The following is a 24,620-nucleotide window of genomic DNA, read 5'->3' as shown; positions in this document are numbered from 1 at the left end:
CGGCACCGGACCCCGCTCACCGGTCCGGCCCGATCCGAAAGAGACTCCCTAGTTCTCCAGTACGGTCTGCGCGGCCCCGTCGAGCACGGCCGCGGCCCACTCGGTGAGATCGGTGTTCATCAGCTCAGCGGCACGGTGCCAGCGCTGGCGCTGGTCAGGTGTGGTGCGCAGAGCGACCACCCGTTCCGGCCGCTCCGGGTCGGCGGCGCTGCCCGGGGGGTGCTCGGCGCGGGCTGTGAGGGCGGGCGCCGTGGCGGGGGCGGGGAGCGGGGCCGGGTCCGCCCCCTTGGCCAGGCGCACCTGCTTGCGCAGGACATTCCGCGACCAGCCCTCCTGTTCCGCTCTGAGGAGCAGCAGATCCTGTTGCGCCGGGGTGAGCGCGGCGACCTCCATGTGGTGCCCCAGACTGAGCGCCGCCCGGCGGCGGGACTGGTCGAACCGCCGGGCGATCCAGGCGTAGTTGCGGAGCGTCTGATAGTCCAGGGCGGTGCGCTTGACGGCCTCCCTGTAGCGGTCCGGGTAGGAGTTCTCGCCGTAGACCAGCCAATCCCCCAGCCACCAGCCGGAGGACTCCGATATCCGTGTGAGCTGCCTGCCGATCCTTATCCAGCGCTGGAAGGGAATGTCTGATCTGAAGAGCATTCCGGTGCTCCGCGGGAGCGTTTCCCTTCCGATCTGGAAAATGGTTGGCTGATTCGCTCCCGCGGAGTTCACCGTGCTCGAACCGGGTTCGTTTCCTGTTGTCGGGGTTGGTGTTCGGAGGTCGGAGACCTGCATACCTTCACCCTCTCCATCATGAACAGTTGACGGGCAGGAGTACTGGAGTGAGCATGACACCCGTCCCTGACTTTCCCTTCGCATCTCGCTAGGAGAGCCTTCGGCGACCGGTCGCCGGGCCACTCCGGGCGTCATCGGTCGGGACCCCGTGAACGCGCCGGACGCGTCCACCGGGCCGGCGGCCACTCGGTGAACCGTCCGCGTGCCCGTCCGCGGCGGCGGGCCGTTCGCCGGGGAAGGAGCACGCACGCGGAAGGCGGCCCGCCGGCTGTTGTGCGCCGGGCCGGGAGCGAAGTCCATCCATGTTTCGGAGAGGGTTCACCATGGCTCAGGTCGAGAATCCGGGGAACGTCGAGGAGAACCCGCGGGAAGAGTTGCTCGCGGCGGCACGCGCATTGGCCCCCGCCGTCGCCAAGCGGGCCGGTCATGCGGAGGAACTGCGGGAATTGCCGGAGGAGACGGTCGCCGATCTCGTCGCGAGCGGTCTGCCCGAACTGCTGGTGCCCCGCAGGTTCGGCGGACGGGAACTCGACTTCGGCACACTGGTCGGCGCCACGACGGAGCTGGCGCGGGGCTGCGCCTCGACCTCATGGGTGATGTTCAACTACGCGCTGCACAACTGGATGGTCGCGATGTACCCGGAGGAGACCCAGCGGGAGGTCTTCGCGGAACGGCCCTACGGTCTGATACCCGCCACGATTCCCCCGCAGGGGAGGGCCCGGCCCGTTCCCGGCGGATACCGGCTGACCGGCCGGTGGTCGTGGGCGAGCGGGGTGATGCACGCCGACTGGGCGATGATGTGCGCCCTGGCCGAGACACGCGGCGGGCCCGAGGCCCGGGTCTTCCTCCTGCCGATGTCGGAGGTGGCCGTGCGCGATGTGTGGCACACCAGCGGGATGCGGGCGACCGGCAGCAACGACATGGAGGTCACCGACCGGTACGTGCCCGAACGGCGGTCGGTGCGCATGCTCGACATGGTGGAGGGCACGACCCCCGGCGCGGCCGTGCACGACAGCCCCCTCTACCGCTGTCCGCTCATCCCGACCTTCGTCCTCGCCGCCGCTGCCGTGTCCCTGGGGACCGCGCTCGCCCTGGCCGACGACCTCCGGGACCATCTGCGGGAGAGGATCGCCGCCCAGGGGAACGCCCGTCCCGAGGACACCCGGGGCGCGCAGTTGAGGATCGGACGGGCCGGTGCGGAACTCCGCGCGGCCCGGCTGCTGCTCGACGAGACGGTGACGCGTCTGACCCGGACCTACGGAGCGGGGGGCACCTACACCCCCGCCGAGCGGGCGTCCTGCCGCCGGACGGCCAGCTATGTGGTCGGGGCCGCCCGGTCCGCGGCGGACCGGCTGTGCGAGGCCCTCGGCGGACGCGGCCAGTTCCTGGACTCCCCGTTCCAGCGCGCCCAGCGCGATCTGAACACGCTGGCCACGCACAAGCTCCTGGAGCCCGACATGTCCTACACCCTCTGCGGACGGGTGGAGCTGGGCTTCGGTGTCGACCCCGCGACCTGGGTGTGAGGCCGCCGGTGCTCCCGTCCGTCCCTCCGGTCTCGCCGGCGAGACGCGGTGAACCGCCGGGGACGCTGAACGGCCGCATTCCCGTGTCCGCGTGAACGGCGGATTGTGCCGGTCGACCCGACAGAGGAAGGTGAGGCGCTGCACAGGGAAATTCCGGTGTGAGAGCATCCGGACCCGCTCGGCGCGCCATGCGATTCCGGGGGCGCGCTGAATCGGGCGGCTGCGAAAACGGGGGAACCCGGACGGCTTCGCTACACAGGGATGGAAATGGCTAAATTCTTCAAGGGACGCTTATGGCGTGACCGGAACTTCATGCTATTTTGGTCCGGGGAGAGTGTATCTCTCCTGGGCAGTGAAGTGACGGTCATTGTTCTGCCCTCGCTCGCCGTCTTTGTCTTCGGAGCCGGTGCGGCGACCGTCGGGGCCCTGATCTCATTGCAGTGGATACCTTACGTCGTGCTCGGGCCGATCGTCGGCGTCTGGGCCGACCGGGTCTCACGCCGCATGCTGATGATCGTCTCCAATATGGCCCGGGCCCTCATTCTCGGCTGGCTCCCCGTGGCGGCGGCCCTCGATGTCCTGACCATCGAGCAGATATATGTCGCCGCGGTGCTCAAGGGCTCCATGGATGTGGTCTTCCAGATCTCCTACCACGCCTATATCCCCTCGCTCATCGACCGCGAGGATCTGGTGGAGGGAAACACCAAGACCGAGTTCAGCAAATCCGCGGCCATTCTGTTCGGCCGATCGCTCGGCGGCGTTCTCATCGCCGGATTCGGGGCGGCCAGGGCGGTGATGTTCGACGCCCTGTCGTTCGTCGTCGCCACCATCACCCTGCTGTTCATCGACAAGCGGGAGGAACCCCGGACCGCCGCGGGTCAGGAACGCGGTCTGGCGGCGGTCTGGCTGGAGATGCGCCAGGGGTTCACCCTGGTGACCCGGACCCGTCTCTACCGCTTTCTGCTCGTCATCAGCACCAGCGGAAACTTCGCCGTCTCCATGATGACGGCGACGCTCTTCAGTTTCGTCTACCGCGATCTCGGGCTCTCCGCCCGGGATCTGGGGCTCGCCATGGGTGTCGGCGGAGCCGCGATGGTGGTGGGCGCGCTGCTGGCGCAACCCCTCAACAACCGGTGGGGCATGGGCCCCACGCTCATCGTCGGCCACGCCGTCCTGGGTGTCGCCATCCTGATTCTGCCGCTGGCCGCACTGGGCGCCCCGCTGACGATCCTGATCGTGTCCCAGGTGCTCACGCTCTTCCCGGTCCCCCTGTTCAACGTCGGGCTGCTGACCATCCTCCAGTCGGTGACACCGCTGCCGCTGATGGGGCGTCTGAACGGCATCTCGCTTCCCCTGGTGTGGGGCGCCAACGCGCTGGGGGCCGCGCTCGCCGGCGTCCTCGCGACCGTCTTCGGCAGTGTGGTGTGCCTGGTGCTGGCCGGGCTGCTGGTCCTGTCGACGATCATCTGGATCGTGATGGGGTCGATCCACCGCATCGGTGCCAAGGTTCCCCGGGAGTACGAGGTGGCGGTGCCGAACTGATGTTCCATCAGTGACATGCTGTCGAGCGTGAGGAGATGACCGCACCATGTCCGCAGACGACCTGCAGGACCGGCTGGACCGACTGACCCCGTACCAGCGCGAGCTGCTGGAACGGCTCGTCCCCGAGCCGGACGGACCCGCCGAGGAGCCGATCCGCCCGCGCCCCGCCGGGATGGACCGGGTCCCGACCTCGTTCGAACAGGAACGGGTCTGGTTCATGGACCGCCTGGAACCGCACCGGACGGTCTTCAACACGCCCACGGCCCTCAGACTGCGCGGCCCCCTCGACCCGGCCGCCCTGGAACGGGCGCTCACCGCGGTGGTACGACGGCACGAGGTGCTGCGCAGCGTGTTCGACGACGCAGGCCCGGACGGCCCCCACCAGGTCGTCCGGCACGATCTCGCGGTGCCGCTGCCGCTGCGGGACATGGCGGACACCGGCGAACCGGAGGCGCGGACCCGCTCCGCGATCCTCGCCTCGGTGATCGAGCCCTTCGACCTGGCGGCCGGCCCCCTGATCCGAACGGCGCTGTACCGTCTCGGCGACGACGACCATGTGCTGTCGATCATCCAGCACCACGCGGTCTCGGATCACTGGGCGCTGGCCATCTTCTTCCGGGAACTCGCCGCCCTGTACGAGGAGGAGTCGGGGGGACCCGCCGCCGGGCTCGCCGAACTGCCCATCCAGTACGCGGACTTCGCCCAGTGGCAGCGCCGGATGATGCGCGAGGACAGGCTGCGGGACATCCTCGACTACTGGCGCGACCACCTCAGCGGAGCACCCCCGGCCCTCGATCTGCCGACCGATCACCCCCGCCCCCGCATCCGGCGGGCGCAGGGCCGGTTCTGCCATGTGCGCTATCCCGCCGCGCTGATAGACCGGGTCCGCGCCCTCGGCCGGTCGGAGTCCGCGACCCTGCACATCACCCTGCTCGCGGCGTGGACCGCCGTCCTGGCCCGGTACAGCCGGCAGTCCGATGTCGTCGTCGGCGTCCCGATCGCCGGCCGGGGCCGCAGCGAGGTGCATCCGCTCATCGGCTACTTCCTCAACTGGCTGCCCCTGCGGATGCACGTCGCGGACGATCCGACCTTCCGCGAGCTGCTCCGGCGCACCCGTACCGCGTCGGTCAACGGCTACGCCCGGCAGTCGCTGCCGTTCGCGCTGCTCGTCAAGGAACTCCAGCCGGAGCGGGACCTGAGCAACACCCCCATCTTCCAGACCTCCTTCAGCCTGCGCGACGCCCAGGCACCCGTACCGCGGATACCGGGTGTCGACGCCGAGTACTTCGAGATGGACGGAGCGGCCACCCACTTCGACCTCATGGCCGAGCTGTGGGTCGAGGACGGCGACGTGGTGGGGTTCCTCCCGCACAGCGAGGAGCTCTTCGAGCCGGAGACCGTACGGAACATGGCCGACTACCTGGGCCGCGTCCTGGAGTCCGCGGTGGCGGCACCGGACCTGCCCGTGTCCCGGCTGTCCCTGCTCTCCCCCGAGGAGCGGACGGCGCGGCCGAGCCCCGCCCCCGCGGAACCGGCCGACGCTCCCGCCGGACGTCCCCTGCACGAACTCTTCGCCGACCGGGCCCGCGGCGGCCCCGACCGTGTCGCCGTCCGCTGCGAGGGCCGGGAACTGACCTACGCGGAACTCGACGCCGGGGCCAACCGGGTGGCGCACGCCCTGGTGGCCCGGGGAGTGCGGCCCGAGCAGCGGGTCGCGGTGTGCGCCGAACGCTCCCTGGACCTGGTGGTCGCCCTCCTGGGGGTGCTGAAGGCCGGTGGCGCCTACGTACCCCTCGACCCGGACGCTCCGGCCGAGCGGCTGGAGTTCACCCTGGCCGACTCCGGCGCGGTGGCCGTGGTGAGCCACCGCGCCGCATCGGCCCGGCTGCCCGCCCGGCGCCCGCCCGTCCTCTGCCTGGACGACGACCGGGGAGAGCTGGAGCGGCAGCCGCGAACCGACCCCGCCGTCCAGGTGGACGCCGCCCAGGCCGCCTACCTCATCCACACCTCCGGCTCCACCGGGCGGCCCAAGGGCGTCGTCGTCCCCCACGCCAACGTCGCCCGGCTGTTCACGGCGACCGAGGGCCACGGGTTCGGTCCCGACGACGTGTGGACCCTGTTCCACTCCTACGCCTTCGACTTCTCCGTCTGGGAGCTGTGGGGCGCACTGCTGCGGGGCGGACGGCTCGTCGTGGTCCCGCACTGGGTGACACGGGCCCCCGACGCGTTCGCCGATCTGCTCGCCGACGAGGGCGTCACCGTACTGAACCAGACCCCGTCGGCGTTCGCGCAGCTCAGCCAGGTCCTCCTGGCGAGGGATACCCCGTGCCCCCGGCTGCGGCTGGTGGTCTTCGGCGGGGAGCCCCTGGACCCGGCGTCCCTGGGACCGTGGTTCGACCGGTTCTCCGACGACCGGCCCCGGATGGTGAACATGTACGGGATCACCGAGACCACCGTGCACGTCACCCACCGCCGCCTGCGTGCCACCGATCTCAAGGACGACCTGGGCTCCGTCATCGGGGAGCCCCTCGCGGACCTGAGCCTCCATCTGCTGGACGAGCACCTGGAACCCGTCCCGCCCGGTATCCCGGGCGAACTGTACGTGGGCGGCGCCGGAGTGGCCCGCGGCTACCACGACGCCCCGGCGCTCACCGCCGAGCGCATGCTGCCCGACCCCTACGCGGGACGCCCCGGTGCCCGCATGTACCGGACCGGGGACATGGCACGCCGGGTCGCGGGCGGTGAACTGGTCTATCTGCGCCGCGTCGACGACCAGGTGAAGATCCGCGGCCACCGCATCGAGCCCGGCGAGGTCGAAGCCGCGCTCCGCGGCCTCCCGGGGGTGGCCGAGGCCGCCGTCATCGCGCGGAAGGAGCCGGACGGAGCCTCCACCCTGGTGGCGTACGTGGTCGGCGAGCCGGGGGCCGGCACCACCGCGCACGGAGTGCGCCGCGGCCTCCGCTCGACCCTGCCCGAGTACATGGTTCCCGCCGGGTTCGTCCTCCTGGACGCGCTTCCGCTCACCCCCCACGGCAAACTCGACCGGCGCGCACTGCCGGACGCCGACGGGAGGCGGCAGAGCGGCGGGGCGCCCCATGTGCCCCCGGCCACCGCGCACGAACGCTCGCTCGCCGCCGTCTGGGCCGATGTCCTCGGCAAGGAGGACATCAGCGCCACGGACAGCTTCTTCGACCTGGGGGGCCACTCGCTCATGGCGGTGCGGCTGATCGCCCGCATCCAGGAGGAGCTGGGCGTGAGGCTGCCGATCAGCGTGCTCTTCGAGCAGCCCGACCTGGTGGGCATGGCCGCGGCCATCGAGGAGATCGCCGGGGCCGGACCGGACCACTGACACCGAGGCCCCCGCCGCCGGCTCAACGCCGTCCCCCTCCCCGGCCGCCCGGGGAGGGAGACGACGTTCAGCGTGCGGTGAAGCCCGCGTCCACGGTGATCGCCGCGCCGGTGATGCCGGCAGCCGCGTCACCGGCCAGCCAGACACTGGTCTCCGCCACATCCTCCGCGCTGACCAGCTCGGGCAGGGCATGCTGCGCCAGTGACCGCCGCTCGTACTCCGCCAGGGTGGAGCCCAGCGACAGCGCCACCGCGGCGGTGCTCGCGGCCAGCCCGCGATCGGCCCGGATGGTGCTGGGGCAGACCGCGTTCACCCGGATGCCGTGACGGCCGTACTCCAGCGCCATCGCCTTGGTCAGTCCGATCACCCCGTGCTTCGACGCGACATAGCTGGAGAAGCGCTCCAGGCCCACCAGTCCGCCGGTCGAGGCGATGTTGATGACGGAACCGGACTGGTTCGCGACCATGTGGGGGAGCACCGCGTGCGCGCAGCGCCAGGGACCGTTGAGATTGACATCGATGACAAAGAGCCACTCCTCCTCGGTGAGCTCGTGCGCGGGCCGGCCACCGGGGCCCAGCACACCGGCGTTGTTCACCAGGACGTCCAGCGCGCCGAACTCGGCCAGCCCCGCCTCGACCGCGTCGGCGACCTGCTGCCGCTCCCGTACGTCGGCCACCGCCGTCAGCACCCGCGCACCCTCACGGCGGCACTCCCGGGCGGTCTCCTCCAACTGCTGCCGCGTCGCCATCGGATACGGGCCGGGGGACGCCGCGTCGGAGATGTCGACGAGCAGGAGATCGGCGCCCTCCCGCGCGAAGGACCACGCGTGGGAACGGCCCAGTGCCCGTGCCGCCCCGGTGATCATCGCGACCTTGCCATCCAGTTTTCCCATCTCAGTCCCGAGCCCCTTCTGCGCCCGAACGAGTCCGGCGCCTGTTGGTTTTCGCTGATCCGGTCATCCCCAGGAAAGTTCCAGCCGGCCTCCCGTGAATCCGGCCAGGCGCGCCGCCTCGGCCTCGGCGGCCTTGCGCACCTTCGCCGGCACATCCGTGAACGGCTCGATGGTGACGGAGGTCCTCCCGCCCTTGTTCTCGACGTTCCAGATGCCGTGCATCCGCCCGTCCACCAGCAGGACCGGGGAGATCCAGCCCTGCTTGCGGTAGACGCGCTCCCGGAACGCGTCGGGGCACTGCGCGTCGACGCTGCGCGAGGCGCCGATCACCCAGGGGTCGAAGGCCGGCACCAGACGCACGGTCCCGCCCGGCCCGGCCTCGACCGCCGCCGCGGCGTCCTCCGTCCGCATCCACGCGGTGTAGCCCTCGACCTCCACCTCGGTGACCTCGTCCCCGAGACTCTTGATCATCCGCCCCGCGGCGGCGGGGGTGTGCGCGCTCCAGCGCGCGTAGTCCTCCCGGGTGGCCGGACCGAACGCGCGCAGATAGCGACGCGTCATCAGCTCCAGTCCCTCCTCGGGAGGCACCGGCTGATAGCCGTCCAGCCAGAGATCCGGGGTGGTGAACTGGGCGTTCCGGTCCCTGTTGGGAGCGAAGCACAGCCGCCCCTGGAAGGACGCGGGCTTCAGAAGCGCCCCCCAACTGTCCCGCAGCTTCTCCCCGAGGGAGGGGAAGTCCGTCTTCCGCACCACGGCCTCGGCGAGTTCCTCCCGGGTGAGCATCGAGCCGCCGTCCAGCGCGCTGCTGATGGCGGGCAGTAATGCGTCCATTTCCTCTTCGGTGACACGGAAACCGCGCAGCCAGCTGGGTTTCAGATAGTGCTGATAGCCATTCAGGGCCCCCTGCCAATTCGGGTAGTCACGCGCGGGGATGAGATGCAGGGTTCCGCGCATCGCCCATGTCTTGACGAATTTCCGTTCGTCCCAGAGAGCGTTTTCCAGCCAGTTGGCCTCCAGGCCGTCGATCCGCGCCCAGAGGGACAGCTCCGCCGAGCTCAGCAACTGCGCGTGGAGCAGGCAGATGTCGTTGGTGACGTCGAAGACCTTCTCGGCCGGGACGCGTTCGACCAGGTGGTGCTGGTGCATCCGCCATGCCAGTACCTGATCCCAGGACAGCTTGACCGGTGGTCGCTTCGAAGCGGTGGCGGTTGGCGGGGGTGCCATGTGAATCCTCTCGCTCAACTGTGCAGATCCGAGACGGATCGCGTGTGATTTCTCTGGGTTCCGCTCACGCGCTTCTCGCGGGTATGCGGAGCTGCGGCGTTGGATATGGATAGTCATTCCCCGGGGAACCTGTCAAGCCCAACTGCCCCGACGGCTCGCGGAAATTACCTCTCCCGCATGGGCCCGGGAAACATTCGTCCATTATGCCTCGCGGCTGTGTCACCGCGGCAATTCGGCGGCGGCGTGGTGTCGCCTCCGGTCCGGCGGACCGTGGCCGCGGAGGCTTGGCCGCCGCGGCTGCCGAGGAGCGGACCCACCGCTCGGTCCAGGCGTCGACCGGCGGGAACAGGCCCCGCGGGTGGCAGATCGCCGTCGAGGTCTGGCCGCTGTTGCGCCGCGGTCCGGGGGTGGAGAAGGTGCCGCCGCTGCCGTGCGGCGGGACCGGGTCCGGGTCCGGGTCCGGGGAGCACGAGTCGTGCGGTGCCACCCGGCCCCCCGCCCGTCCCCGGACGGCGATTTTCGGACCGCAGACCATGATCAAGTCATTCATCGCCGGCCAGGCAACCCGAGCCGTGTCGCAGTCATGTCAACCATTGAACGAGGTGCGCGGTGATCATTCCGCCCGCGCCACCCACCAGGAGAAGGAGCCCCCCACATGTCCGAGCTTCCCGTCCACCGCCCCGCGCCGGCGCGAAGAAGAACGACGCGTCTCGGGGCCCGGATCGGCGCCGTTGTGGCCGCCCTCTGCGCGACCATCGCCCTGGCGCCGTCCCCGGCCTCCGCGAACCCGGTGGCCATACGGTTCCAGATGTACATGTACAACGAGTGTCTCGACTCGGACATGTGGGGCAACGCTTACACGCACGACTGCGGTACCAGCAACCCCTATCAGAAGTGGATCGTGTACAGCGGTCCACGGGGCTGGCAGCTCCAGAGCACACAGACCGGGCGCTGCCTCGCCTACACGCACAGCTGGGGACAGGCCAAGCCCCGTACCGTCGAGTGCAACGCGGCCGACGACGAGCAGTGGTGGGTCGACTACGACACGAGCCAGTACGTCAACCTGGTCAACTACTCCGTCCGGAAAGCCATTCAGTGTGTGTGCAACTCCCAGGGCGACCTGGTCATGGTCAACCCTGACCTGGGCAACTACGGCCAGATGTTCCGCGCCATCCCCGTGTAGCGGAAGGCCCCTTCCCGGCCGCGGGCAGTGACGGACGGCGGCACGGACGGCGGCAGCACGAGCATCGGCACGGGTCCGGCCGGCGCGGCCACCGTGTCCCCGCGGGTGGTGCCGTGTCCCGGAGGGCCGGCGCTCGCCCCGGCGCCGTCGCGGCGGCGCGACGCAACCCCCATCGGGACCCGGCGGCTATAGTTCCGGGCAGCGTCGCGTGCCGATGGCGGACGGATCGTCAGGCATGGAGGCGCCGTATCGAAAGGTGGCTCCGGCCATTCCCACTCCGATGTCACAGAGAATCACGCTCCACCCCGCCGAGGACCGGTTCCCCGGCCCCCGGCCCGCCGTCCTCGTCCTGCCCGGCGGCGGCTTCCGGCAACTCCCGCCGCGCGAGTTCCCCGCGCGCGAGCCGCGCACCGCGTCCTGGACGACCGCGCGCGCGGCCCGGCCGCGACGGGAGGACGTTCGTGTCGACTGACCGCGTCACCGCCTGGGGCGGGGAACTGCGGCGGGTGCACGGCAAGCTGCGCACCGCGCTGGCACTGGCCCGGGCGGGACTGGACGGCGGCGACCCCGACGCCGCCGCGACCGACCTGCTGCTGTTCTGCCACGGGTTCTGCGCTGCCCTCTCCGGCCACCACCGCGCCGAGGACGGTTCGCTCTTCCCGGAACTGGTACGGGCGCGACCCGACCTGGCGCCGGTGGTCGCGAAGCTGACGCAGGACCACAACATGATCGAGCACCTCATCGGCGGCTTGCGGAAGGCACTGGCCGACTCGGCCGACCCGGAGGTGGCGCACCACCACCTGGACGGCATCGAGGCGGTCATGGAGACGCACTTCAGGTACGAGGAGAAGCAGATCGGAGCGGTGCTGGACGACATGGACACCGACTTCGACCGCACCGAGATCTTCGGCCCGATCAACTGAACCGCGTCCCGGTCGCGCCGCCGCTTCTGACGGCGCGACCGGGGCCCGGGCGCCGGCCCTCGACCGCCGGGGCTTCGGCGAGGCGGTGAATCGTAGTGGGGACGGCGGGCTCGACGCGGCGCGTGGCGACCGAGCGGGCCGGGGAGAGGGCGTTCAGCCAGGTGGACGGCGGGGCCACCCGGGAATCGGGGTGCTATAGCCGCTCCGGCTGCCAGAAGCACGGCGCCCGCCCCATGACGTACCGCTCAGTGAGATGATCCGCGCGAATCGCGCATGAACCGCTCCGCGCGGGCAGGCGCGCAGCGGGCCCATTCCGCGGCTCCCACGGTTGCCCGCAACCGGCGGCAGCCCGCTGGTCAGCGCCTCTCGGAAGGGCGCGGGCCCAACCCGCCGCAGGGCCGGCGGCCGAGGTCCCCCGGGCGTACGCACGGCTGAGGCGACCGGTCCCGGTTGTCCGGGAAACCGCCACGCCCGCACCGCTGTTGGGGCATCCTGTTGTCGGTGACACGAACTCCCCACCCCGCTCGGCGCACGTGGCTCCGCGTCGTGCTGATCGCGGTGCTGGCCTGTACATCGCTCCTCCTGGCGTGGGGCGCGCGAGACGCCGAGTTCGGCAGCGTCGAACAGCTGATGGCCATCGCGAGCACGTTCGCCGGACTCGGGTCCCTCGGGGCGGCCGTCTTCCAGCTCCTGCCGCCACCCGCTCCACCCCGGGACGCGGGGGAAGTGGCCGACCAACTGGCGGACAGTGTGTCGGGGCAGTGGACGGAGGAAGCCACCGCCCGCGAGCTCCGGGAGCCGCGGGTGATTCCACTGTCCTGGGCCGCCACCGAGAGACAGGTGGCCGCACGGGCCGAGGCCATCTTCGGGACCCGGACAGGCCGCGTTCTGCGCATGTCCCTCGAAGGACGTCTGGAAGGCGACTTCTCCACCGCCTGCGCTCAACTCGCCGACGGATACGGGCGTATCCCCAGCGGACGGCTCGTGGTGCTCGGAGAACCGGGCGGCGGCAAAACCGTACTGGCCCTCATGCTCACCCTCGGCCTCCTCGCCCAGCGCGCTCCCCAGGGCCCTGTCCCCGTGATGCTGTCCGTCTCCTCCTGGGACCCTGTCAACAAATCCCTCGACGACTGGATCACCGACACCCTGGCAGCCCAGTACTACGGCGGCCAGACCCACGCCCCTCGTCTGCTCCTCAGCCGGCAGATGCTGCTTCCGGTCCTCGACGGGCTGGACGAGATCCCCGAAGCGGCCCGCCGAAACGCCGTCCGCGCCCTCAACGCGGCCTGTGGCGACGGCCGCGGTCTCGTGCTGACCTGCCGGTCGACCGAGTATCAGGACGTCATCGAAGGCGGCTCGGCCCCCCTGCGCCGCGCCCCGGTGGTCGAGGTGGCGGCGGTGCCCGTGGTGGACGCGGTCAACTACCTGGCAGAGGTCGACTGGCCGGAGGGCGTGGACTGGCGACCGGTCTACGCCCGACTGGACGAGCACCCCGAGGGCGCCGCGGCCACCGCGCTGTCGACCCCTCTGACACTCACCCTCGCCCGCTCCGTCTACCGGAACTGCGGCCGTGATCCAGCCGAACTCCTCGACTTCGACAGTCGGCACGGGGTCGAGGACCACCTCGTCGACCACATCATCCCCGCCGCCTACGCCCCCGCACCGGGTTCCCTCCCCGTACCGGACGATGACACCTGGCAGCGGAACGCGGAACAGGCGGAGCGGTATCTGACGTTCCTCGCCACCCACCTGCACGGGTACGGGGAGCGGGACCTCGCGTGGTGGCGCATGAGCGGCCGGCTCTTCTCCCGGTGGGCCGGGCTGGTGGTGGGCCTCAGCCTCGGTCTGCTCACGATGCTTCTCGCGGCCGGGGTGCAGAAACTCCTGGGAGGCGATGTCGGTTACGCGGCTGTTCTGGGTGCGGGAGTCGCCGTACTGGCGATGCTGACCTGGTACGCGGCACCGGACCGGCCCCCGGGCCGGGTCTCCTTCGCCCGGCGCGGCTCCCTGCGACGGCTGTGCGCGGGCTTCGGCGCGGGTTTCGCTCTGGCATCCGCGCCGGCCGTCATGGTCCTCGGCACACAAGCTGTCATGACGACCTACGGCGAAGGGTGGACCACCGCGGATGTGGTCGCTCTGTCCCAGATGGCCGCGTTCGCCGCGGGAGCCGCGCTGGCCGTCGGAGCGGCCTTCGCCGTCCACCAGTGGCTCAACACACCGCCCGAGGGGTCCGCCCGCGCGACTCCGGTGGGACTGCTGCACCAGGACCGCAACTCCGCCCTGGTGGGCGCGGGACTCGCCGGCGTCATCTTCGGAGCTGCCGCGGTCCCCCTGCTGGTCACCTCGGTCTCCCTGGCCTTCGTCGTCTTTCTGGCGCTCATGGGCTGGGCCGGCGAGCCCCGGCTCACCGACATCCTGGCCCGGGTGACAGACGAGACGGGAGCCTATGACTCCCTCCCGCGCGTCCTCGCGGCCACCGTGCTGCTCGGCACGGTCTTCTCCGTGCTGATGCTCCTGCACCGCGCCTGGACGAAGTTCGCCCTCCTCCGCGTGTTTCTCGCCGCGGGGGGCAAGGTGCCCTGGAACTTCGTGCGGTTCCTGTCCGACGCGCGCGACCGGCAACTGCTGCGCCAGTCCGGCGGCACCTACCAGTTCCGCCACATCCATCTCCAGGAACGCCTCGCCGGCCGCTCCCTCGCCCGCGACCGCGCCCTCGTTCCCCGAGCTCACCTTGTCCGCCGGCGACGTATTCGACTGGCGAGCGCGGGAGGCGCTCTGGCGGTCGTTCTCCTCCTGATCACCTTGATTGTTCCGGGTGATCCCTCCCGGATTACCCTGTCCACCGGCAGGATCGACGCGATGAGTTTCGGTCCGGCGGGCACGCGGACCCTTGTCACCGCCGACAGGGATGGCATCGTGCGACGCTGGGACACGGAGAATGGTGAGAAGGTCTGGGAGCGGAGAATCAGCGGCCTGGTCGACTGGACCGATTACGACTACGGCGAGGACGAGTACACCTTCGATATGAGCATCGAGGTGAACAGGGATGGGGTCCTGCTGTTCGGAGAGGATGAGAATCAGTCTCCCCGGGAGTGGAAGATCCCCTGGAACCGGTCGGAACGCATAACAGACAAGGAAATCAACAGTTACTCGGTGGTGGACACCGCGGCTCGCGGCCGCTATCAGTTCGGGATCAACGGAGTGGACACCTACTTCATGGACACGCGGGCCGACAGTGATCTCGGTGTGCACGGCGGCGTGTATCTCGGGGAGTACTACGGGGGTGCCGTGAGCGAGAGCGGAGTACTTGTCACCATTCTCGGTGACTCAAGGACCATTGACGTGTACGAATCGGGTGTGAAACAGCGCAGGTGCGGCGACATGCCGGGGGAGCGGTGGGCGATCGACAACACCGGTGAACGGCTCGCCAGCGCTCTCGGGGCGACCGCCCACGGGTGGGATCGCTGCGCCAAGGACTGGTCGTTCGACACGCACAAGCCGATCGACGCCCTTGCCCTGAGCGGGAACGGCGCGGAACTGGCGCTCACCGTCGACGGCATGACCCGTATCTATGACACGTCCGAGCTCGACTAGGGCCTGTTGCGAAAGTAGTTCTTGTTGCTCTTGTGAGTGTTGATTCGGCCGGCTGCTACCTTCCAGAGTCATGACCGACAGTGTGTATGTGGGCAATGCGGGCAGTGACGCGGCACTGGACCGGGGGTGGCTGCTGGGGCATTTCAAGGACGCCTCTGATCCTCGGCATAGCGAGGCCGTGGAGATCAAATGGGGCGTCCACCCGCAGGGCGATGAGCGGGCCCAGTGGGTGACCGGCGAGGAGCGCACTGCCCTGCTGGTCCTCATCAGCGGGCGCTTCCGGGTGGAACTGCCCGGACGCACTGTTCTCCTGGCCCGTCAGGGGGATTACGTCGTGTGGGGCCGGGGCGTCGACCACTCCTGGTTCGCGGAGGAAGAGTCCGTGGTGCTGACGGTCCGCTGGCCTTCTGTGGCCGGCTACAAGGTGGTCGATGAGGACGATTCCGCTGCTGGTCATAGCCATTCATTCAAGACCGCGACCAGCACGGTGGCCTCGTAGCGGACGGCCAACTTGTCATACCTGGTGGCCACTGCGCGGTGGCGTTTGAGGAGATTGATCCCGCATTCGACCGCGTGGCGTTCGCGGTAGCCGGTCTTGTCGAATTTCCGTGGCCGACCGCCGCGAGCGCCGAGGTTCTTGCGGTCGCGGACCCGGTCTTCCGGGACGGGGATTGTTGCCTTGACTCCTCGTCGACGCAGGTAGGCGCGGTTCTTGCGGGAGTCGTACGCCTTGTCGGCCCGCACCCGGTCCGGACGCTTGCGTGGCCGTCCCCGGCCGAGCCGGGGTACCCGGATTGCCTCCAGTACCGGCTCGAACTGCGGTGAATCCCCACGCTGTCCGGCCGTGATCACGATGGACAGTGGCTTCTGGCCCTGCTCGACAACAAGGTGAATCTTGCTGGTCAGCCCGCCTCGCGACCGTCCGAGCCCGTGGTCGCCCGGCTCGCTGAAGACTCCGCCGGGCGGTTCCTTCTGGAGATCCCCCTTTTCACCGCTCCGGCGGCGTGCTGATGGGCCCGGCAAACCGTGGAGTCGACGTTCACGTCCCAGGTGATCAGGCCCTTCGCGTCCGCCTGAGCCTGGAGCCGGGTGATGATGCGGGCCCAGGTACCGTCCCGCTGCCAGCGCCGGAACAGGTCGTAGGCCCGGTCCCACGGGCCGTATCGTTCCGGCACGTCCCGCCAGGGGGGCGCCGGTCCGGGTCCGCCACCGTATGCCGTCCATCACCTGCCGCCGCGTCCACACCGGCGGACGGCCCGGCTCGATGCCCCGCGGCAGCAACGGCTCAAGCCGGGTCCACTGGCTATTCGTCAGATCCCCGCGTCCCACAGAACGTGATCATTCACAACCAAGATCCACTTTCGCAACAGGCCCTGGGGAGTTTCTTTCGGATCGGGCCGGATCGGTGAGCGGCGTCCGGTGCCGTGGATCGCGAGGCGGAAGAGGGAGCACACGCGGAGCGTCGGCAACTGACGACAACGCGGCGGGGCGCGGTGCCGGGGCTCGCGAGCCCGGCACGATCCGAAAGAGACGACCTAGTACCTCGGAGGCAGATCGTGGTCTTGCTGGAGCCGTGAACGGCGAACCGCGCGGACGGCGGGGTTCGTCAGGCGCGGCGGGCCGTGCCCGTCCGGGTGGCATGATCGGGGGCATGAGTGATCGTATTGTCGCCGCTGCCGATGGTTCGTCGAAAGGGAACCCCGGCCGAGCCGGGTGGGGCTGGGTGGTGGCCGACGCGCGCGGTCTGCCGCAGCGCTGGGAGTCCGGCCCGCTGGGCACGGCCACCAACAACGCCGCCGAACTCACCGCGCTGCTCCGCCTCCTGGAGTCCACTCCTTCCGGCACGCCGCTGGAGGTGCGGATGGACTCGCAGTACGCCATGAAGGCGGTCACACAGTGGCTGCCCGGCTGGAAGCGCAACGGATGGAAGACCGCCGGGGGCGGCCCGGTCGCCAACCGCGATCTGGTCGAACGGATCGACGCCCTCCTGGCCGGCCGCGAGGTGAACCTCGTGTACGTTCCCGCGCACCAGGAGGGCGGGGACGTGCTCAACGCACTCGCCGACCAGGCCGCGAGCGACGCCGCCGCCACCCAGGAGGCCGGCGGGACCGCCCTCGGCCACGCCCTGCCCGTCCCCGCGCCGGAACGGACCACCCCGCCCCGGCCCGCGCGACGGGCCGGGGCCCAGCGGAAGAGGAACAGCGGCTCGAACAGGAGTGCCCGGACCATCACCGCGAAGTTCGCCGGCCGCTGCTCCTGCGGTGCCGCCTACACGGCCGGGAGCAGGATCGCCAGAGTCGGCGCCGGATGGGGACACCCCGGCTGCGGGACAGCGGAGCAGGCCACCGCCGGTCAGTGAACCGGAGCAGCCCTCCCCGAAGCCCATGACCGCGCGAACCGCTGCGGACGGACGGCGGCGCCCAGGGACGGCGAAAGACCGTGGGCCGGACCGTGTGAGGAGCGCCGGCCCGCCGAGAGACCTGCCGGGAAACGGCCCCGGGGCCGTTCGCGGACCGTACCGCTCACCCCCGGTCCGTGGCGATCCCCTTCGCCACCCATCGCAGGGCCGGGCCTGCCCGCGCGCCCGTGCCGCACTGCCGGTCGCCGCTGCCGGGGTGGGTGCGGCGGCGGGAGCGTGACATCGCCCCCGGGGAGGTGGGTCGAGGGGCGTTGAAGACCCTCCGCGCTCCGGCCCTCCCTGGTGTCGCGTGGTGGGGGAGCGGGTGATGTGCACCGAGAGGCGTACGCACACTCTTCACGTGATATCCCCTCAATGGGGAGATGTTCTCAGCCGGCTTCGTGCCCTGACGCAAGGCTCTGCCGACTCTCGCGAGGGTGGATCTCCCCTGCGTGCAGAGCTGCTGACGCGCTGACAGGGAACAGATTCAAAGGGGCTCATTCCGTACCGTATAGCTGCGCTCTTCGGGGGAACGGCCGGAGTTTCTGTGAAGGCGCTGTGTCAGCGTGTGGCCCTCCGGGTGGCCGTGAGGTCGCCCGTCCTCCTCCCCTCCTGGAGCCTTCATGGGTTCACGTGCCTTGAGCACGCCCGTTCGGCGTGCCCGCAGACGGTCCGGCCTGTTCCTCGTCTCCGGTCTCGCCGCTCTCTCCCTGACGGTCACGGCGCTCCCCGCGCTGGCCGCCCCGACGGACCCCGGACCGTCGTCCGTCTGGGGAAAGAACGATCCCCCTCTGACCTCTCCTCCGGTCAAGGTCGGTTCCAACCGGCCGGTGCCCAACGAGAACCAGGCCCCGGCCCCGGCGGAGCTGGCCGCGTGGCGGGCGGAGCAGGGGAAACGGGTCGCCGCCGGCGGCGGCGCAGCGCAGACACGCCGGGCCGGTGCGGCTACCCCGTTCGAGCCGGAGGGCCAGGGGGCGGTTCCCTGGCACCGGATCTCCGACTTCCGGATCACCGACTCGCTGGTCGCCCGGATCAATCTCTCCAACGGCAATCTGATGCTGGCCGGTACGGACTTCGACATCGCCGGGGTGGGCCAGCGCCTCCGTCTGACGCGCACCTACAACTCGCTGGACGCCCCGTGGGGCAAGGTGTCCCAGCGCTGGTGGCAGGGGTACGAGCGCTATCTCAAGATATCCACGGGCGAGGTCGTCCTCTATGACACGACCGGCGACACGGTCCGCTTCACCCCCGCCTCGGGCGGTGGATTCACGACGCCGACGGGCTACTCGAAGGACCTGAAGAAGAACACGGACGGCACCTACACGCTCACCAGCCGCAAGTCCGGAGCGAAGGACACCTACAACACCCACGGAACACTGACCGAGGTCACCGACCGGAACAAGGGAAAGATCACCGTCACCCAGCACGACCAGGGCACGGAGCACAAGGGCTTCAAGCTCACCGAGACGCGCTCCGGCCGGTGGGTCGACCTGGTGAAGACGTATCCGAACCAGTGGCAGGCCAAGGACCACACCGGCCGCACGGCGGTCTTCGACCTGAACCCGGCGGGCGATCTGGCGAAGACCACCGACACCGAGGGCAAGGCCACGGTCTTCGACTATGACTCCGCACGGCGACTGACGAAGATCACCACACCCAAGGGCCGGGTCACGGTGTTCACCTACGACAGCGCCGACCGGGTCACCTCCATGCTGCGGGCCACCGCCTTCAACGGCTCCGGGCACACCGGCCCGACGTACACCTACGCCTACTCCGCGGCGAGTCCGCAGGCCGCCGGGACCACCACGGTCACCGATCCGGAACAGCACGCCACCCAGTACGAACACAACGCCGACGGTGAGGTCACCAAGGTCACCGACGCTCTTGGCCGCAACCGTGCCACCACATTCGATGCCAACCGGAACGTGGCGACGGCCACCGACGCGATGGGCGTCAGCGGTGCCGCCGGGAATGTCACCGCCTACGGATGGGACGGGCGGAACAACCCCACCTCCGCGAAGCTGCCCACCGGCGCGACCGCGTCCATGACGGGCTATCAGACGATCGCCGGAGCGGACCTCCCCGGCTCGATGACGACCGCCGACGACGAGAAGACCGACTACACCTACGACACGGCGGGCAACACCACCTCCGTCGCCGTGACCGGCACCGGTGGCGGCACCCGGACCTTCGAGCACAACCCCGCCACACCGACCTGCGGCGGGTTCGAAGGGCAGCGCTGCAAGGCCACCGTGAAGATGACCGCCACGAAGTCGGTCTCCACGGCCTTCCGCTACGACAGCCAGGGCAACCTGGAGAAGGTCACCCCGCCCGCGCCGCTCGGCCACAGCACCTACACCTACGACTCGCTGGGCCGCCCGCTGACCGTCACCGACGGGCGCGGGACCACCACCACGTACACCTATGACCACCGCGACCGCACCAAGACCGTCACCACCGCGAACGCCAGTGTGCGGTACGAGTACGACAGCGACGGCAACATCACCCTGCGCTCCGACGGCAGCGGCGTCATCCGCTACGAGTTCGACCCGCTGTCCCGGGAGACCGTCCGCACCCTGCAGAACGGCTCCCAGACACAGCTCGCCTACACCCCCTCGGGCAACGTCGACACCTACACCGACCCCGCCGGCGTCACCGACTACACCTGGAACGCCGTCAACAAGCTGACCGCGCTCAAGGAACCGACCGGCAACAGGACGACCACCTTCGAGTACAACCGCAACGACACCCGTACCAAGACCACCTATCCCGGCGGAACCGTCCAGACCGTGACCCCCGACAACTCCGGCCGCCCCCAGAAGATCAAGGCCACCTCGCCCGCTGGGACCCTGACCGAGCTGGACTACTCCTACCTCAACGGCACCAAGGACGGCGGCAAGATCCGCACCCGCACAGACGCGGTCGCCGGACTGAAGACCACCTACAGCTACGACAGCGCGGGCCGGTTCTCCTACGCCAAGGAGGAACAGGGCACGGCCCTCGTCGCGTCCTGGCAGTACTGCTACGACCTGGCCGGGAACCTCACCTCGCAGGGCACCGACCCCGGCTGCCCCCGCGGCACCACCTACACCGTCAACGACGCCCAGCAGATCACCGCGAAGAACGGCTCCACCGCCGGCTGGTCCTACGACGGAGCCGGGAACGAGACCTCCGGGGCCTCCACCCCCGAGGACGCCCGCACCGCCGAGCAGTGGTCGGACTACGCGCAGCTCACCTCGCTCACCGTCGGCGCGACCACCTACACCGGGCAGTACGGCTCCACCGACCAGAGCGAGCGGATTCGGCTCGGGAACACCTTCTTCCACAACGGTCCGCTGGGCCTCTCGGCCACCAGCACCGCCGGCGTGGACCGGGGATTCAACCGGGAACCCGGGGGCACCCTCAACTCCATGACCACCGGGGGCACTTCCCACTACTACCTGACCGACGCGGTCGGCAGCGTCGTCGCACTCGTCGACGGAGCCGGGACGAAGGTCAACACCTACGCCTACAGCCCCCGGGGCGTGAAACGCGCCACCACCGCCGAGACCGTCCCCCAGCCCTACCGGTTCGCCGGCGGCTACCAGGACCCCACCGGCCTCTACCACTACGCCGCCCGCTACTACGACCCCCACATCGGCCGCTTCACCCAGCCCGACCCCTCCGGCCAGGAGAAGAACCCCTACCTCTACGCCGAAGGCGACCCCGTCAACCGCATCGACCCCACCGGACTCCTCAGTTTCGGCGACATCGCTGAAGCGGTCACACCGTGGGGAGATGTCAAGACGGCCCAGGCATTCGGAAGCGCTCTCGGAGACGGTGAGTGGGGACAGGCCGCGTCCATCGGTTTCGGGTGGGCAACGGGCGGAGCGGTCGCCAGCGCCTGTACAGCCGGGGCGGTGATCTCCGTGGGGCCGGCCGGAGCGGCCGCCGCACCGGGATGCGCACTTGTTGGTGATGCCGCAGGCAACTTCGCCGAAGATCAGACCACGCAGGCCTGGTCGTAGGATTCTGTTCGGGGCCGGTGGAGGCAGTCAATATCCTCCACCGGCCCCACGAGCTCGACACACGGAGGTCCAGTGCTTCACATCGCAGAAAATCAGGGAAAAGGGTCGTGGATTCCCGACGGGATGGAACTTCCAGTAGCCCTGACAGGGCTTCTCTTCGTCGCGTTCGTCATCGCTTTCATCAAATGGCGCCAGAGGTGACGCAGGTGACTCACTCGCAGTGAACGCCAGGTGGGAGGAGAAGCATCACGTGGATCACAGTACTGCAAAAATAGTCAGAATACTTGGGCTGGTGATACTCGGCCTGACTCTGGTCATGGCAATATCGGTCATTGCCCTGTTGGCTGCGGGGGCAGAATTCACTCTCATCATGACTGCTCCCATCATTTTTCTGGGTATAGGGTTGCTGATATTCAGAACCGGAAGCGGATCGGCGAAAATCCAGAAGGACTAGCCGAAGCGGCCTGCCGATTACTCCGATGCGCGGAGAGGGTTCACCCACCCGCCGGAGGTGGGACACAGCACGATCTTCCCGGGCGGGACGGCCCGGAGGTTCCTCCGCGGCGGTCCCGGCTCGCCTCCCTCGCCGACGGCTCCCCGCACACGGGTCACCACCGGCACCGGGTGCGCCGCCGCTCTCGCGGCCACCCGCCTCGGAGCCGACCGGGTCACCGGCGTCGGCATCGCCCCCCACCTGGTCGAAGCCGCCACCGACCGTCCCCACGCCGTCGGGGTGCGGGTGCGCGGGCGGACGGGGGAGTGTGAGGCCGCTGCTCTCACTTCCCGGACGGGTCGGGTGCCTCAGCCCGCGGCCGAGCACTGGCGGGACGCCCCTTTCGCCGCCGGGACGGCCGGCTGATAGCAGCGCCCTGCCCGCCGCGGACGCGACCCCCGGCCAGGGGGCGTCCACGCGGCCGTCACGCGTGCCGAAGGGGAGTGTCCGTATTACGGCCCGGGGCCCGGCGGGTGCCTCACTCGTCCTGGTCGGTACCGTCCTGTCCACGGGAGCGGGCGATCCGGCGCAGCCGGTGGTGCCGTCCGGGCCCGGCCTCGGAGATCGCCTCGCCGACCATCGCCCGTACCGCCTCCCGTACGCCGTGCAGCGCTTGGCCGCGTGCGGGTCCGGCGCCGGGGTCCGCGCGCAGTTCCTTCAGCAGTGCCCAGCACAGCAGCAGCATGACCACCACGAAGGGCAGCGCCACCAGGATCGTCGCGGTCTGGAGCGAGTTCAGCCCGCCGGCCACCAGCAGCACGGCCGCCACCGCCGCCATCAGTACACCCCAGACGACCACGAGCCAGGTCCGCGGCGTCAGCGCGCCTCTGCTGGTCAGCGACCCCATCACCAGTGACGCGGAGTCAGCGCTGGTCACGAAGTACGTCATCACGAGCAGCATCGCCACCCAGGAGGTGACCGACCCCAGCGGCAGCGCGTCCAGCATCGCGAACAGCGACGCCTCTTCGCCGTCCTTGAGCTTCGCGGCCATGTCGACCTCGCCGGTCGCGTCCAGCCGGATACCGGTGCCGCCCATCACGCAGAACCAGACGACGGTGGCCCCGCTCGGGACGAGCAGCACCCCGATCAGAAACTCCCGGATGCTCCGGCCCCGGGAGATCCGCGCGATGAAGGTTCCCACGAACGGTGCCCAGGAGAGCCACCACGCCCAGTAGAAGATCGTCCAGGAGCCCAGCCAGGTGCTGTCCGTGAAGGCGCCGGTCCGGGTCGCCATCGTGACCAGCTGGCTGACATAGCCGCCGATGCTCGCCGGGATCGCGTCCAGGATGTAGACGGTCGGTCCGAGCACGAACACGAAGAGCATCAGACACGCCGCGAGGACGATGTTCATGGTGCTCAGCCACTTCACGCCCTTGTGGAGTCCGGTGAACGCGGAGATCACGAAGGCCGCGGACAGGGTGACGATGATGAGCAGTTGCACGGTCGTCGAGTCCTTCACGCCCGCGGTGAGGTTGAGGCCCTTCGCGACCTGGAGGGTGCCCACCCCCAGGCTCGTGGCGGTCCCGAACACGGTCGCGAACACCGCCAGCAGATCGATCAGCTGACCGGGCCGGCCGTTGGCCCGGCGTTCCCCGAGCAAGGGAACGAACACCGAGCTGAGCCGGTTGCCGCGGCCCTTGCGGAAGCTCGCGTAGGCGAGCGCGAGGCCCGCGATCCCGTAGATCGCCCACGGGGTCAGGGTCCAGTGGAAGAACGAGTACTCCAGCCCTGTTCCCGCCGCCGCGCCGGTGCGCGGCTCCACTCCGCTGCCCGGGGGCGGTGCCAGATAGTGGGTGAGGGGTTCACCGACGCCGTAGAACATCAGGCCGATCCCCATGCCCGCGCTGAACATCATCGCGATCCACGCGAGATTGGTGAACTCCGGCTCGCTGTCGTCCGTGCCGAGCCTGACCCGGCCGTAGCGGGAGAAGGCGAGCAGGACGCACAGGACGAGGAAGGCGTCCGCCGCGATCACGAACAACCAGGCGAAGTTGCCCAGCACCCAGTCCAGGGCTGAGCTGGACGCGCTGTCGAAGGACTCCTTCCCGATGGCCGCCCAGGCGACGACGCCGAGGACGACCGCGACGCCGACGACCACGACCACCACGTCGGGGGAGGTGTCCCGGCCGTCGGGGCGGTGGGACTCCTCCGGCCGCTCTGACTCTTCGATCGATTCGCTGCTCACCGGGGTCACTATGGTGGGGAAAAAGCCGTCATGTGACCATGGCACGCCGATTGCCCCACCCGTGTGGGTTCCCGCGTTCCCCGGAGCGATGCCCGTGGTCGTCGCCGCTGTGCGGGTGGGCGGTCGCCCCCCGTGCCCGCCTCGGCAGCGCCAGAGGGCCGTGCGGACGGTGCCGGCGCCGGCGCGTGGCGGGCGGCTTCGAGGACCGCCCTGTCGCCACCTGGCCGGGGTTGGCCGAGGGCGATGTCCTCCCGGGCGCCGACGCCGGTCCGGTCAGGGGGTTGTCGTCGGTGTGGTGGAGCCGGCGGCTGATCCCCGGGCCGGGTGCGCGGGGTTCGCCGGGGCGCGGCTGATACCGGGTGCGCCCGCCAGGCCATCGGGAGTGTTCGGCGGGCAGCGCGGTGCCGTCGTCCACCTCCCCGGGCCACCGGCCGTCCGGGGTTCGGGTCGTCGTGGTCGCGGCCGTGGACCCGGCCGCGCAGCGGCTGCCCATCACCGTTCACGCCGTCCAGCGTGGCAGCCGCCACTGA

General features: G+C 70.0%; 15 protein-coding genes and 1 pseudogene. 11 read left to right on the top strand and 5 right to left on the bottom strand.

What is annotated here, in order from left to right:
- Positions 1–48: 48 nt before the first annotated feature.
- A complete protein-coding gene (locus ABT122_RS02315; RefSeq protein ID WP_351543991.1) occupies positions 49–642 on the bottom strand; it encodes an LmbU family transcriptional regulator in 594 nt (197 codons plus the stop codon).
- Positions 643–1,100: 458 nt separating this feature from the next.
- Between ABT122_RS02315 and ABT122_RS02310 the strand changes: the two genes are divergently transcribed.
- From ABT122_RS02310 to ABT122_RS02300, 3 genes are all read left to right on the top strand, one after another.
- Positions 1,101–2,300: an acyl-CoA dehydrogenase family protein gene (locus tag ABT122_RS02310; protein WP_351543988.1), complete on the top strand. Its 1,200-nt coding sequence runs from the start codon at positions 1,101–1,103 to the stop codon at positions 2,298–2,300.
- Positions 2,301–2,561: 261 nt separating this feature from the next.
- Positions 2,562–3,842, top strand: coding sequence for an MFS transporter (locus ABT122_RS02305; protein WP_351543985.1), 1,281 nt, complete (start codon positions 2,562–2,564; stop codon positions 3,840–3,842).
- A 46-nt stretch (positions 3,843–3,888) separates the two neighbouring features.
- Positions 3,889–7,191, top strand: a complete 3,303-nt coding sequence (locus ABT122_RS02300; RefSeq protein ID WP_351543982.1) for a non-ribosomal peptide synthetase — start codon at positions 3,889–3,891, stop codon at positions 7,189–7,191.
- A gap of 67 nt (positions 7,192–7,258) precedes the next feature.
- On the opposite strand, the gene ABT122_RS02295 is transcribed toward ABT122_RS02300, so the two are convergent.
- Together ABT122_RS02295 and ABT122_RS02290 are read right to left on the bottom strand one after the other, a co-directional pair.
- Positions 7,259–8,083 carry an SDR family oxidoreductase gene (locus ABT122_RS02295; protein ID WP_351543980.1) on the bottom strand — a complete coding sequence of 275 codons (825 nt, stop codon included), beginning with the start codon at positions 8,081–8,083 and terminating at the stop codon, positions 7,259–7,261.
- Positions 8,084–8,146: 63 nt separating this feature from the next.
- The gene (locus ABT122_RS02290; protein WP_351543978.1) at positions 8,147–9,307 is read right to left on the bottom strand and encodes a winged helix DNA-binding domain-containing protein; all 1,161 of its coding nucleotides are present in this window, start codon (positions 9,305–9,307) and stop codon (positions 8,147–8,149) included.
- A gap of 655 nt (positions 9,308–9,962) precedes the next feature.
- Here ABT122_RS02290 and ABT122_RS02285 point away from each other — a divergent pair.
- The 5 genes from ABT122_RS02285 (at position 9,963) to ABT122_RS02265 (ending at position 15,506) form a co-directional block, all read left to right on the top strand.
- Positions 9,963–10,490 carry an RICIN domain-containing protein gene (locus ABT122_RS02285; protein ID WP_351543976.1) on the top strand — a complete coding sequence of 176 codons (528 nt, stop codon included), beginning with the start codon at positions 9,963–9,965 and terminating at the stop codon, positions 10,488–10,490.
- Positions 10,491–10,770: 280 nt separating this feature from the next.
- Complete coding sequence (locus tag ABT122_RS02280; RefSeq protein ID WP_351543974.1) at positions 10,771–10,962, top strand: hypothetical protein; 192 nt, start codon at positions 10,771–10,773, stop codon at positions 10,960–10,962.
- Positions 10,952–11,413, top strand: coding sequence for a hemerythrin domain-containing protein (locus tag ABT122_RS02275; protein WP_351543973.1), 462 nt, complete (start codon positions 10,952–10,954; stop codon positions 11,411–11,413). Before ABT122_RS02280 ends, ABT122_RS02275 begins: the two co-directional genes overlap by 11 nt.
- Before the next feature lie 501 nt (positions 11,414–11,914).
- On the top strand, positions 11,915–15,007 hold the full coding sequence (locus ABT122_RS02270) for an NACHT domain-containing protein (RefSeq protein ID WP_351543971.1): 3,093 nt from the start codon (positions 11,915–11,917) through the stop codon (positions 15,005–15,007).
- A 70-nt stretch (positions 15,008–15,077) separates the two neighbouring features.
- A complete protein-coding gene (locus ABT122_RS02265) occupies positions 15,078–15,506 on the top strand; it encodes a cupin domain-containing protein (protein WP_351543970.1) in 429 nt (142 codons plus the stop codon).
- Here ABT122_RS02265 and ABT122_RS02260 read toward each other — a convergent pair.
- Positions 15,461–16,336 (bottom strand): annotated as a pseudogene (locus ABT122_RS02260) (IS5 family transposase). The gene ABT122_RS02265 and the pseudogene ABT122_RS02260 overlap by 46 nt on opposite strands.
- A 310-nt stretch (positions 16,337–16,646) precedes the next feature.
- On the opposite strand from ABT122_RS02260, the gene ABT122_RS02255 reads away from it, so the two are divergent.
- From ABT122_RS02255 to ABT122_RS02245, 3 genes are all read left to right on the top strand, one after another.
- Positions 16,647–17,366: a ribonuclease H family protein gene (locus ABT122_RS02255; RefSeq protein WP_351543968.1), complete on the top strand. Its 720-nt coding sequence runs from the start codon at positions 16,647–16,649 to the stop codon at positions 17,364–17,366.
- A 749-nt stretch (positions 17,367–18,115) separates the two neighbouring features.
- Positions 18,116–21,412 (top strand): RHS repeat-associated core domain-containing protein, encoded by a 3,297-nt coding sequence (locus ABT122_RS02250; protein ID WP_502976082.1) that lies wholly within the window; start codon positions 18,116–18,118, stop codon positions 21,410–21,412.
- A 250-nt stretch (positions 21,413–21,662) separates the two neighbouring features.
- Positions 21,663–21,866, top strand: coding sequence for a hypothetical protein (locus tag ABT122_RS02245; RefSeq protein WP_351543963.1), 204 nt, complete (start codon positions 21,663–21,665; stop codon positions 21,864–21,866).
- 517 nt (positions 21,867–22,383) lie between these two features.
- Here ABT122_RS02245 and ABT122_RS02240 read toward each other — a convergent pair.
- Entirely contained in the window at positions 22,384–24,090 is a 1,707-nt protein-coding gene (locus tag ABT122_RS02240; RefSeq protein WP_502976081.1) for a BCCT family transporter, read from the bottom strand.
- Positions 24,091–24,620: the final 530 nt, after the last annotated feature.

This window comes from Streptomyces sp. NPDC001985 (genome assembly GCF_040296845.1).
Classification (GTDB): Bacteria; Actinomycetota; Actinomycetes; order Streptomycetales; family Streptomycetaceae; genus Streptomyces.
The sequence above is the reverse complement of the archived record's forward strand: the minus strand, read 5'-3'. Positions and strand labels throughout refer to the sequence as shown.